The organism is Sandarakinorhabdus sp. DWP1-3-1, assembly GCF_049896705.1.
Lineage (GTDB): Bacteria > Pseudomonadota > Alphaproteobacteria > Sphingomonadales > Sphingomonadaceae > Sandarakinorhabdus.
In genome coordinates this window covers 833717-845807 of record NZ_JAFCUV010000002.1, presented here as the reverse complement: position 1 = coordinate 845807, position 12091 = coordinate 833717, and the positions used below count along the sequence as shown (strand labels likewise).

At 69.5% G+C, this 12091-nt stretch carries 10 protein-coding genes; 7 read left to right on the top strand and 3 right to left on the bottom strand.

The window, feature by feature from the left end:
* Nucleotides 1-31: 31 nt before the first annotated feature.
* The 7 genes from ACP7AI_RS13580 to ACP7AI_RS13550 all read left to right on the top strand — a co-directional run bounded on the left by ACP7AI_RS13580 (nt 32) and on the right by ACP7AI_RS13550 (nt 9202).
* Nucleotides 32-1183: an alanine racemase gene (locus tag ACP7AI_RS13580; RefSeq protein ID WP_426168235.1), complete on the top strand. Its 1152-nt coding sequence runs from the start codon at nt 32-34 to the stop codon at nt 1181-1183.
* Nucleotides 1180-2046, top strand: a complete 867-nt coding sequence (gene mtnP / locus ACP7AI_RS13575) for an S-methyl-5'-thioadenosine phosphorylase (RefSeq protein WP_426168232.1) — start codon at nt 1180-1182, stop codon at nt 2044-2046. Before ACP7AI_RS13580 ends, mtnP begins: the two co-directional genes overlap by 4 nt.
* Nucleotides 2047-2060: 14 nt before the next feature.
* Nucleotides 2061-3923 carry a hypothetical protein gene (locus tag ACP7AI_RS13570; RefSeq protein ID WP_426168229.1) on the top strand — a complete coding sequence of 621 codons (1863 nt, stop codon included), beginning with the start codon at nt 2061-2063 and terminating at the stop codon, nt 3921-3923.
* On the top strand, nt 3920-4795 hold the full coding sequence (locus ACP7AI_RS13565; RefSeq protein ID WP_426168227.1) for an alpha/beta fold hydrolase: 876 nt from the start codon (nt 3920-3922) through the stop codon (nt 4793-4795). The genes ACP7AI_RS13570 and ACP7AI_RS13565 overlap by 4 nt, the downstream gene beginning before the upstream one ends.
* A gap of 62 nt (nt 4796-4857) precedes the next feature.
* Nucleotides 4858-6192, top strand: coding sequence for a PQQ-dependent sugar dehydrogenase (locus ACP7AI_RS13560; RefSeq protein WP_426168363.1), 1335 nt, complete (start codon nt 4858-4860; stop codon nt 6190-6192).
* Nucleotides 6193-6244: 52 nt separating this feature from the next.
* Nucleotides 6245-7465: an acyl-CoA dehydrogenase gene (locus ACP7AI_RS13555; protein ID WP_426168224.1), complete on the top strand. Its 1221-nt coding sequence runs from the start codon at nt 6245-6247 to the stop codon at nt 7463-7465.
* A gap of 54 nt (nt 7466-7519) precedes the next feature.
* Entirely contained in the window at nt 7520-9202 is a 1683-nt protein-coding gene (locus ACP7AI_RS13550; protein ID WP_426168221.1) for an ATP-binding protein, read from the top strand.
* A gap of 30 nt (nt 9203-9232) precedes the next feature.
* Here ACP7AI_RS13550 and ACP7AI_RS13545 read toward each other — a convergent pair whose 3' ends face one another.
* Genes ACP7AI_RS13545 through ACP7AI_RS13535 form a run of 3 tightly spaced genes read right to left on the bottom strand, consistent with a single transcriptional unit; the run spans nt 9233 to nt 12050 of the window.
* Nucleotides 9233-9727: a DUF3598 domain-containing protein gene (locus tag ACP7AI_RS13545; RefSeq protein ID WP_426168218.1), complete on the bottom strand. Its 495-nt coding sequence runs from the start codon at nt 9725-9727 to the stop codon at nt 9233-9235.
* A gap of 2 nt (nt 9728-9729) precedes the next feature.
* Nucleotides 9730-11145, bottom strand: coding sequence for an alpha/beta fold hydrolase (locus ACP7AI_RS13540; RefSeq protein WP_426168216.1), 1416 nt, complete (start codon nt 11143-11145; stop codon nt 9730-9732).
* On the bottom strand, nt 11142-12050 hold the full coding sequence (locus ACP7AI_RS13535; protein ID WP_426168213.1) for a VOC family protein: 909 nt from the start codon (nt 12048-12050) through the stop codon (nt 11142-11144). Before ACP7AI_RS13535 ends, ACP7AI_RS13540 begins: the two co-directional genes overlap by 4 nt.
* Between the last annotated feature and the right edge of the window lie 41 nt (nt 12051-12091).

Sequence of the window (12091 nt, the reverse complement as noted above, 5' to 3'; positions counted from 1 at the left end):
CGCCGTCGCCGGTGACGGGAACGGTGGCGTGATGACCCAACCGGCTGCCTTTCTTGCCCGCATGGACCCACCCCGGACGCCCCTGTTGGTGGTCAGGCGATCGGCGCTGCTCCACAATCTGGCGACGATGCAGGCGGCCTGCGATGCCGCCGGAGTGCGGCTGCGGGCGCATGGCAAGATGCACAAATGCACCGCACTCGCCCGGCTGCAGGTCGCCGGCGGCGCGGTCGGCCTGTGCTGCCAGACCGTCGGCGAGGCGGAAACCTATGCCGCCGCAGGCATAGCCGATGTGATGGTAACGGCGCCGGTGCCGCCCTGGGGCTGGGCGAGGCTCGCCGCCATCGCCGGTGCAAGGGTATCGGCGGTGGTCGATTCGGCAGCGCAGGTGGCGCTGGCGGCCGGCAGCGGGCTTGTGCTGTTCGTCGATGTCGACCCCGGCACGCACCGCGCCGGCGTGGCGCCCGACGATGCGCTGGCGCTGGCGCAGGTGATCGCCGCCACCGATGGCGTGAGCTTTGGCGGCATCCAGGCCTATGCCGGCCATGTCCAGCACATGCCACCTGCCGCCCGCATTGCCGCCAATGCCGCGCTGGCGACGCGTCTGCAGGCGCTGGTTGCCGAATTCGGCCTCGCTGGGCTGCCGCCGCCGCAGGTCACCGGCGGCGGCACCGGTACCCACGCGCTCGACCTGGAAGCCGGGGTGTTCACCGAGATCCAGGCCGGTAGCTATGCGCTGATGGATGTCGATTACGACGAGGCCGGCGCCACCGACGGTGACTGGCCGTTCCGCCCCGCGCTGTTCCTCGCCGCGACCGTCGTTTCGGCACGGCACAAGGCGCTGGTGACGTGCGACGCCGGTCTGAAGGCGCTCTATACCGACGGGCCGCCGCCGCGCGTCGTCGCCGGTGCGGCAGCAGGAAGCCGCTGGCGATCACTGGGCGACGAGCATGGCGCCATCATCCACCCGGCCAGCCTGGAGGCGCTGCGCACCGGCAGCGGCGATGTGATTGCCGCCATCGATGCGAGCGGCGACTGGCACGCCGATGCGCCGGCGGAAGGCGCGCTGGTCTGGCTGCAGCCCGGCCATGTCGACCCGACCATCGCGCTCCACGATGCGCTGTTCGTCGCCGACGAGGACGGCACACTGGAACGCTGGGCCATCGACGCGCGGCGTGCCGCATGAGCGGCTGGAAGCTCGGCATCATCGGCGGGTCGGGGCTCTACGCCCTCGACGCGCTGGAAAATCCCGAATGGGTGACGGTGGCAAGCCCCTGGGGTGAACCCTCGGACGCTGTGCTGACCGGCAGCCTGGCCGGCGTCGACCTGGCCTTCCTGCCGCGCCACGGCCGCGGCCATCGCGTGCCGCCGCACCGGCTCAACGCGCGGGCCAACATCGACGTGCTCAAACGCCTCGGCTGCACCGACGTGCTGGCGGTGTCGGCGGTCGGATCGCTGCGGCAGGACCTGGCGCCCGGGCATTTCGTCGCCGTCGACCAGTTCATCGATCGCACCAAGGGCCGGCCGTCGACCTTTTTCGAAGCCGGCATGGTCGCGCATGTGCCGATGGCCGATCCGGTGTGCGCTCGCCTGACCGGGTTCGCCACCACCGCGGCGCGCGCTGCAGGGGCTATCATCCATACCGGCGCCACCTATCTCGCCATGGAGGGCCCGCAGTTTTCGACCCGCGCCGAAAGCCGGCTGTACCAGGGCTGGGGCTGCGACGTCATCGGCATGACGGCAATGCCCGAGGCGAAACTGGCGCGGGAGGCGGAGCTGCCCTACGCGCTGCTGGCGATGGTCACCGACTATGATTGCTGGCACGACGGCGGGGACGTCGATGTCGCCGAGATCATCCGCGTCATGCACGCCAATGCGGCTGTCGCCCGCGACACGGTTACGGCCCTGGTCCGCGCACTGCCCGCCACCCGCCCGGCGTCGCCGATCGACACGGTGCTCGACACCGCGCTGATTACCGCGCCCGACGCGCGCGATCCCGGGCTGCTGGGTCGGCTCGATGCCATCATGGCGCGCGTTCGCGGCGGATGACGTCAGCGAGGGGGGTGACAGCGCAGCCGGCCCGGTTGCCGCGGTCGACGCTGTCGGCCGGCAGCGGCCGCCGCATTGCCATCGTCTTTGCGCTGGTGCTGCTGATGGCATGCGCCGTGCCGTACCTGGTGGCGATCGGAGGATTGCCCGACAATCTGTCGCTGGCTGTGGCGAGCGGCTTCGACCAGCGGACCGCCGTACTGGGGATCACCGGCATGCTGGCGCTGGCGAGCCTGTGGGCTGCGCGCCGGCCGATCGCTGCGACCCTGCAGGTACCCGACGACAACGTGAGCGGGTATCCGGGGCTCGACACGGCGTTTTCGCTGACCGTTGCGGCGTTGCTGGCGGTCGCTGTCCTGCTCTATCTGAACGGCGACGATCGCTACAACGAGATCTGGTACTTCACCGATCGCCACAGCCTGATGGCGCTCGGCAGGGTCCCGTATCGTGACTTCATGTTCAACTATGGCCCGCTGCTGGCCTGGGTGCCGCATGCCGTCGACCGCGCGCTGCCGGGGGACTGGCTGCGGGCCTATGTCATCGCCGACGCGGGTTTCCTGCTGCTGTCGCTGATCCTGGTCCGGCATCTGGTCGGCGCGATGCCGGTGCCGGACCGGACGCGCGGCCCGGTCTTCCTGGCGCTGGGACTGTTCTGGCTGCCGCTGAGCTATGCCTCGGGCCTGCACTATTCGGGCATCAGGTTCGTCGTGCCGGTGGTGCTGGTGTTCGACATGGCGCGGCTGCGCGGCGCGGGGCCGGGCCGGCTGTGCTGGCAGCCGCTCGGCGCGACGCTGATTGCCGCGGCGCTCAGCTTCGAGGTCGCGATCGTCATGGCGGTGACGAGCCTTGGCGTGCTGGCGTTCCTCGCGGCTGCCGAACGGCGACGGGCGCCGCTGGCCGCGCTGCTGGTCGTGGCGGCCGTGCTGGCGGCGCTGGTGGCGCTGTTGCCGGCGGCATTCGTGGTACCGCTGACGGCCAATTTTTCCGGCCGCGAGTTTCCGCTGGTGCCCGGCGTCTTCCTGCTGTTCGTCGTGTTCAGCCTGAGCGTCGCGGCGCTGTGCGGCCTGCCGCCGCTGCTTCGCGCCGCCTGGACCGGGCGGCTGGTGCAGGCCGATGGCGATCTGGGCCTGTGCCTCGTCGCCGTGTTCGCCCTGCTGATGGTGCCCGGCGGCTTCGGGCGCGCGGATTTCGTCCATATGTTCGCCTATGGCTTCGGCGCCGTCGTCGTCACCTTGGCCTGGGCGGCCAACGGCAGCCGGCTGCGGCTGCTGGTCTATGGCGCGATCGCCATCGAGCTGGTGGCCTATAACCATTTCCTGTTCTTCAAGCCGTTGCTCGGCGACCTGTCGCGCGGCGGGCTGGCGCGCCTGCTCGGCGCCGATACCCCGTCGCCGGCGGCGGCGCGCGCTCTTGCTGCCGCCTCGACAGGCCAGACCGTCGCCGCGGATCGCCTGGCCGCCTATCCGGGCCTGTATGATCCATTTTTCGTCGCGCTGCCGTCCCCACAGGTCGAGCTGGGCTATTACACCGGCACCGCCGACGTGCTGGGCCCGGCCGCAATCGCCCGCAAGACCGCCGAGCTGAACCGCAGCCGCCACTATCTGCTGCCGGCAACCGTCGCCCTGCGGAGCAGCCCCACCGCCGCGCTGGCCTATGAACGACGCGTGTTCGGCTATCTGCTCGCCTGGCCGTTGCCGCTGCCGTTTCGTCCGCCCGACAGTGCGGGCGCGCTGGCCGCCTTCATCGCAGCAGCCGTCGATGGCTGCCGGCCGGTCGGGCGGATCGATGATGTCGTCATCTGTGCCAGGGTCGCGAGCGAACCTGCGGCAAGGCGCAGGTTGCAGCCGGCGCCGAAACACTCGACTGGGGCCCGATGAAGCAGCGCCAGATCCTTACCGCCCGCGGCCCGGTGGCTGCCCTCGAATGGAATGAGGCGGGGCCCGGCGCGCCGTTGCTGCATTTCGCCCATGCCACCGGCATGAACGCCCGGCTGTATGCGCGCCTGCTGGCGCCACTGGCGGGGCGTTATCGCATCATTGCCAGCGATGCCCGCGGCCATGGCCGCACCGCGGCGTTGCGGCCGGGCGAGATGCCCGGCGACAAGGTCGTGTGGGACGATTTCGCATGCGACCTGCTGGCGATCACCGACGCCGTCGATCCCGAAGCGCCCTGGCTGCTGGCCGGGCATTCGATGGGCGGCACGACGTCGCTGCTGGCGGCGGTGGCGCGGCCCGACCGGGTTGCCGGGCTGGTGCTGCTCGATCCGCCGTTCATTCCCTTTGCGCTGGCGCGCGAGGCGCGGGCGAGCGGGGCGGCCATCCTCAATCCGATGGCCGACCAGGCCGGCCGGCGGCGGGCGGACTTTCCCGATGTGGCGACGGCGCGCGCCGCCTGGCACGGGCGCGGGGTTTTCCGGGGCTGGGCCGATGCCGATCTCGACGCCTATCTTGCCGATGGCCTGCTGCCGGCGGGGGGTGGCGTCACCCTCGCCTGTGCGCCGGCGTGGGAGGCGGCGACGTTTCGCGGCGTCACGCTAGGCTTTGAGCAGGCGCTGCAGTCCCTTGGCCGGCCGTTCGCGTTGATCGCCGGGGAACAGGGATCGACGGTGCCGCCGGCGGAGTTCGCCATCATTGCCGCGCATCCGCGCTGCGTCCACGCCGAGCGGCTGGGCGGCACCAGCCATTTCGTGCCGCTGCAGCGGCCCGACGCGGTGGCGGCGGCGATCGACGCGGTGGCTGCGGCAGGCTGACACCGGTTCCAATCGGCTGCCGGTGCGTTATTACGGCGACGATATCGACAGGAATGACCATCATGCGCCACCCGATGCTGCTTGCCCCGCTGCTGCTGCCCGCCCTGCTGCTCGCCGGCTGCGGTGACAAGGCCGACCTGCCAGTCACCGCCGGCCAGGGCGTCAATCCGACGCTGCCGGCACCGAAGAAGACGCTGCTGCCGACGGTGAAGACCGCCGATGTCGTCGGCTGGGGCAAGGTGCAGCCGACACCGGCGGCCGGGCTGGCCGTCGGGGCCTTTGCCACCGGGCTCGACCATCCGCGCTGGCTCTACACGCTGCCCAACGGTGATGTGCTAGTTGCCGAGACCAACGGCCCCGAGCGGCCCGAGGAAGACGCCGGCCTGAAGGGCTGGATCCAGAAGCTGGTGATGTCGAGCGCCGGCGCCGGGGTGAAGTCGCCGGACCGCATCACGCTGCTGCGCGATGCCGATGGTGATGGTGTTGCGGAGACGAAGGGCGTGTTCATCGCCGGGCTGCATTCACCGTTCGGCATGACGCTGGTCGGCGACACGCTGTACGTCGCCGAAGCCGACAAGCTGACCCGCTTTCCCTATGTCGCCGGCGCGGCGCAGATCACCGTGCCGGGCACCAAGGTCGCAGACCTGCCGGGCGGACCGCGCAACCATCACTGGACCAAGAATGTCATCGCCTCGGCCGACGGCAAGACGCTCTATGTGGCGGTCGGCTCCAACTCCAATGTCGCCGAAAACGGCCTGGCGGCGGAAAAGGATCGCGCTGCCATCCTCGCCGTCGATGCCGCGACCGGCGCATCGCGGGTCTATGCGACCGGGCTGCGCAACCCTGTCGGCCTCGCCTGGAACCCGGTAACCGGCGACCTGTGGACTGCCGTCAACGAGCGCGACGAGATAGGATCGGACCTCGTTCCCGACTATATGACCAGCGTGAAGCCCGGCGCCCATTATGGCTGGCCGTGGAGCTGGTACGGCAACCATGTCGATGAGCGGGTGAAGCCGGCCAATCCGGCCATGGTGGCACGAGCGATCGCCCCCGATTATGCACTCGGCCCGCACACGGCGAGCCTGGGCCTGGCCTTTGCCGCACCGGCGCAGGCGCTGGGCGCCGGCTATGCCGGCGGCGCCTTTGTCGGCCAGCATGGCTCGTGGAACCGCAATCCGCCGTCGGGCTACAAGGTGGTGTTCGTCGCCTTCGACGCCGCGGGCAAGCCGAAGGGCCTGCCGCGCGACGTGCTGACCGGGTTCCTCGACGGCGAGGGCAAGGCCCGCGGGCGGCCGGTGGGCGTCGCCTTCGACAAGGGCGGCGCGCTGCTGGTCGCCGATGATGTCGGCAATGCCATCTGGCGCGTCAAGGCAGCGCAGACGGTGGCTTTGCGCTAGGGGGTGACGCATCGGCGCGGCGGGCGTATTCGAGGGGCACAGGAGTCCCGTCATGAACGTCCATCAACCGATCACCCCCGACACTCAGCATATGGCACCGAAATGGCCGTCGTTCGACTGGCAGGACCCGCTGCTGCTGTCGGCGCAGCTGACCGATGAGGAGCGCATGATCCGCGATGGCGCGCGGGCATTCTGTGAAGCCGAGCTGGTGTCGGCGGTCAAGGAAGCCAACCGCCACGAGCGTTTCGACCCCGGCCTGATGAAGAAGTTCGGCAGCGCCGGGCTGCTCGGCCCGACGATCGAGGGCTATGGCTGCGCCGGCACCTCCTATGTCGCCTATGGGCTGATCGCCCGCGAGGTCGAGCGCGTCGATTCCGCGTACCGTTCGGCGATGAGCGTGCAGTCGAGCCTCGTGATGTACCCGATCTGGGCCTACGGCAGCGAGGCGCAGCGCGAGAAATACCTGCCAGGCCTCGCCTCGGGTGAGCTGATCGGCTGCTTCGGCCTGACCGAACCCGATGCCGGTTCCGACCCCGGCGGCATGAAGACCCGCGCCAAAGCGGTTCCCGGCGGCTATGTCCTCAACGGTGCCAAGATGTGGATCACCAATTCGCCGCTGGCGGATGTCGCCGTCATCTGGGCCAAGTGCGACGATGACCGCATCCGCGGCTTTGTCGTCGAGCGGGGCGATGTCGGTTTCTCGACCCCCAAGATCGAGGGCAAGTTCTCCCTCCGCGCCGGCGTCACCGGAGAGATCGTGCTCGCCGATGTCCATCTGCCCGCCGACCGCATGCTCGCCGGCGTCGATGGCCTGGCCGGGCCGTTCGGCTGCCTCAACAATGCCCGCTATGGCATCGGCTGGGGCGCGATGGGCGCGGCAGAGTTTTGCTGGCACGCGGCGCGGCAGTATACGCTCGATCGCAAGCAGTTCGGCCGGCCGCTGGCGGCGACCCAGCTGGTGCAGAAAAAGCTCGCCGACATGCAGACCGAAATCACGCTCGGCCTGTGCACGGCGCTCGCCGCCGGCCGCCTGATGGACGCCCACCAGCTGGCCCCCGAGGCGATCAGCCTGCTCAAGCGCAACAACTGCGGCAAGGCGCTGGCCATCGCCCGTGAGGCCCGTGACATGCACGGCGGCAACGGCATTTCCGACGAATATGGTGTCATCCGCCACGTGATGAACCTGGAGGCGGTCAACACCTATGAGGGCACCCACGACGTCCATGCGCTGATCCTCGGCCGTGCGCAGACGGGAATTCAAGCTTTCTTCTGATTATGGTATCAGGCGTCGGCGGCGCGGGGGCGCGACCGCGACGCGAGGGGGCCGATGACCAATTTCAACGACGTGCGGGCAGGTGCGGCGAGCGCGGTCGCCATCGGGGTCATCGACGATGTCGGCTTCGGCTCGGCCGTCGCGCGGCTGTCGCTCAACATCATGGACACGCTGCAGGCGGAAACCGACCTGACCAAGCAGCGGTCCGGCAGCATCGGCAGCCATGTCAAGGTTCGCGTCGGGTCGCGCTGGCTGCTCGGCAGCGTCCGCGACATGCGGCGCGACCTCGCCGACAAGATGACGGTTGTCGTCACCATCGACTTCCTCGGCGAAGGCGACGCCGCCGGCGGCCGCAGCTTCGACAATTTTCGTCGCGGCGTGACGGCCTATCCGCGCTCCGGCGATCCAGTCATCGCCGCCGTGCGCGACGACCTTGCCGCCGTGTTCGCCACCGACCAGCGCCCGCATGTCGAGATCGGCACCGTCTATCCGACCACCGATGTGAAGGCCGCGCTGTTCATCGATGCCCTGTTGTCGCGCCATTTCGCCATCGTCGGTTCGACCGGCACCGGCAAGTCGACCGCCACCGCGCTGATCCTGCACCGCATTGTCGCGGCGGCACCACGCGGCCATATCGTCATGCTCGATCCGCATGGCGAATATGCCAAGGCCTTTGCCGCCACCGGTGTCATCTTCAACGTCGACAATCTCGAAATGCCTTATTGGCTGATGAACTTCGAGGAAACCTGCGAGGTCTTCGTCACCGGCGAAGGCGCCCAGCGCGAGGGCGAGAAGGACATCCTCGCCAAATGCCTGCTCGCCGCCCGGGCGCGCAACCCGGTCGCCGCCGGCCTGGCGAACCTGACCGTCGACAGCCCCGTGCCCTATGCCATCGGCGACCTGCTGGGGGAACTTCAACAGCAGATGGGCATGCTGGCGCAGGCCGACGAACTGCCCAAATACCTCCGGCTGAAGCGCAAGATCGAGGATATCCTCCAGGATTCACGCTATAATTTCATGTTCAGCCGCAAGCTGTCGAACGATACGATGGCGACGTTCCTGTCGCGCATCCTGCGACTCGACGGCGATGGCAAGCCGATCTCGATCATCGACCTGTCGGGCGTGCCGTCGGAAGTCGTCAGCGTCGTCGTCGCGCTGCTGTCGCGCATCGTCTTCGATTTCGCGATCTGGACCGACAAGGCCAAGCGCCGTCCGATCCTGCTCGTCTGCGAGGAAGCCCATCGTTATGTTCCGTCGAAGGAAATCGCCGCGGGCAGCGCCGTCCGCCAGATCCTCGAGCGCATCGCCAAGGAAGGCCGCAAATACGGCGTGTCGCTGGGCCTGGTGACCCAGCGCCCGTCCGACGTCGCCGAAGGCACGCTGGCGCAGTGCGGCACCATCATCGCCATGCGGCTGAACAATGCCCGCGACCAGGAATGGGTGCAGGCGGCAATGCCCGAAGGCGCGCGCGGCTTTCTCGATACCATCCCCGCGCTGCGCAACCGCGAGGCGGTGGTCTGCGGCGAAGGGGTCGCGGTGCCGGTGCGCCTGAGCTTCGACAATCTCGCCGAGAGTCGCTGCCCGTCGTCGGACGATCCGTCGTTCAGCCGTCGCTGGGCCAATGACGGCGACACCGCCATCGAGCTCGACCGCATCATTCGCGACTGGCGCAGCCAGACGACCGCGGACCCGGGGCCGGTGCTGCTGCGGCCGGTCTCGGCGCTGCTGCAGGGCTGAGGGGCAACGTCGGTCACGCCGGCGAAGGAGTCAAACCTTGCGCAGGGCCGGATCGAGGCTGCGCCAGTCGCGGGTGACGAAGGTCTCCTGGATCGCCGTCCGCGTTTCCAGCTGGCCGTTCCTGATCCAGTGCCAGGTGCGGCAGCGGTTCTGGCCGTCGTCCGAAATCTGGATCATCTCGTAGAGGTACAGCGACGGGTCGCCGGTGCGCTGCCAATACAGCATCATCGTGCGGCCCTCATGGTCCTGCGGCACTTCCCAGGCCGACCCGATGATCAGGTCGTTGTCCCACCAGATCCGCTTGTCGCGATAGGTCGCCGGGAAATCGCGCACATCAACCCGGCCATCGGGCCAGGTGTAATAGTTGGTCTGGTGATAGGGATGCACCGGATCGTCGCTGAACCGGCAGAACAGCCGCGACGTGTGCCGGTCGACCTCGACCCCGGCGGCGTTGAAATAGGTGTAGCTGCCGTCCCAGACGCCCTCGTGGCGGGCGAGCAGCGGCATGTCGTCGAGAATTCCCATTGTCAGTCTCCGATCAGGGCGAGAAGTTCGGGTACATGCCGCGCCCGCAAGGCCGCCAGGGCCCGGCGGTGCAGGCGGTGCGGTGCCAGCTCGGCGGGGTCGAAGCGCCGGGCATGGGCGGCGCCGGCGGCATCCCAGGGCGAAAAGCAGACCTCGGCGCGTGCCAGCGACCAGGCGCGCGCGAGGTGACTGCCGTGGCGGTCGGGGGTGAGGTCGGGCCAGCCGCCGTGCCGCAGCGACGGCGCCGGATCATGAGTCAGGCCGAGCCGGTTGGCGAGCATCGCCGCAAGCCGCGCCGAGGCGCCCTGCCCCTCGACCCGCGTCACCGGCCAGCGCGCCGCGGCGGCGACGAGGATGTCGACGACGTTGTCGAGCGCGATCGGCGGATCGGCGAGCGCGTCGCTGAGGCCATGGCCGGGCAGGTCGAGCGCCAGCGTGCCGGGCCGGACGACGAGTTCGGCGGCACCGCCCGGGGCGTGCAGCAGCAGCGTTTCGGCGTCGGGATCGCCGAGCCAGTGCAGTTGGCCGAAGCCCGCAACACCGACAAAGCCTTCGTCATCGGGGGCGGCCGGCGACGCGCTGCCCGGCGCCGGGTGGCGAAGCAGCCAGCCGCGCGCCGCCGTCTCCACCTCCGCATCGGTCGCCAGCTTATGCGCCTGCCAGCCCGTCGGCAACGCGCCCAGCCGGTCGATATGCGCCTGCAGCGGGTCGCCGTTGCGGCCCATGACCATCACCGGCGGCGTCGGCGCGCCCGGCGCCGGCAGGTCGCGCGGCGCCTGCAGCATGGCGGCATAGCCGGGGCCATAACTGGTGCCAGCCGCCATGACGTCCAGCACCGTCGCATGGACGACTTGGGGATTGTCATGCGCCATCGGCAGGCGGTGTGCATCGTCGGCGGCGTACCAGGGGAAGAACCAGCTCTGCTCGCGGATGCGGTGCCACAGCCAGGCCAGATGCTCGCCATAGGCGGTCGGTGCGAAGGGCGGTGTGTAGTTGCTGCCGAAATCGGCGCGCTCCGCGTCGGTCCAGACGGCATAGCCGTTGGCGGCGATGGCGCTGAAGCGCTGCGGCGCGCGCTTTGCCGCGGTGATCAGCGTGATCGCGCCGCTGTGCGTGCCATAGGCGCCGGCACTGCCGAGGCCGAGCGCATCCATGAACGCCAGCACCGCGTCGGCGAAATCATCGACATGCGGCTGCGCCATCGGCAGCGCCATCGATTCGCCAAAGCCCGGCGTGTCGGGGGCTAAGCAGGTGAAATCGGCCGCCCAGTCGTCGAGCAGGTGCTGATACTCGGCTGACGAGCGCGGGCTCTGGTGGATCAGCAGCACCGGCGGGCCCGACCCGGCACGCCGATAATGCACCCGCCGCCGGCTGCCATCGGCGTTGCGCACATCGACGACATGCCGCCTGGCGGTCATTGCGCCTCGATCAGCTCGATCAGCTCGCCCGCCGCACCGCGAACCACGGCACTGCGACGACCGGCATAGAGCGCGCCGTCATGGCGAGCCGGTGTGGCGAGGAACGGCGCCGTGACGGCATCGAGGCTGGCGGTGATGAAGCTGACCATCGCATTGCCCGGCGGCAGTTCCCCCGGTGGACCGGCGCGGGGCGTCGCGGCGGCGGGATACTGGTCGATCTCGCAGGCCGGCATGCGGCCGGTGCGGGTCATCGTCATGGCGGTAATGGTGTCGTCGGGCAGGCCGAAGCTGGCATTGATGACGCTGTACGGGATCGACCAGGTTTCGCCGATGGTGAAGCCCAGTGCGTCGCGGTGGAAGGCCAGCGCCGCCTCGCGATCGGGCGCGGCGAGGATGGCGATAAACATGTGGTCGACGGCTGCCGTCGTCATCGGCAGGTCGAGTTCCGCCATGCCCGCCTTCAGCACCTGGTTGAGGTACAGCACCTCGCCGTTGCGCCCGGTGACCTGGAACGGGATGAAATTGTCGAACCCGGGCACCAGCTTGGGCGCGCCGATGACGGTGAAGCCGCTGTCCTGCACGGCCGCGAATAGCGCATCGCAATCGGCGACGGTGTGTTCATAGGCGGCCCAGCCATGGCTGCGCAGCGGGCGATAGCCGGGGGTCGGCGTCGATTCGACGAGGCGGAGAAAGCCCGGCCGGGCATCGGCATGGCGCAACAGCGCACCGCGCCGGCCGGCGAGCGCCGGCGCCCCCCAGGCGGCGGCGAGACCAGCGGCGACCGGGCCTTCCTCGATGACCGACAGGCCCAGCACGCCGGTATAGTCCGCCAGCGTCGCATCATAGTCGGCAGCGGCGATGGTGCCGCACTTGATGCGGCCGGGCGTATCGAAGTCGTTGCTCACCCGGACAGTTTGTCCGGACAACTTTGCCGGCGCAAGAGGGG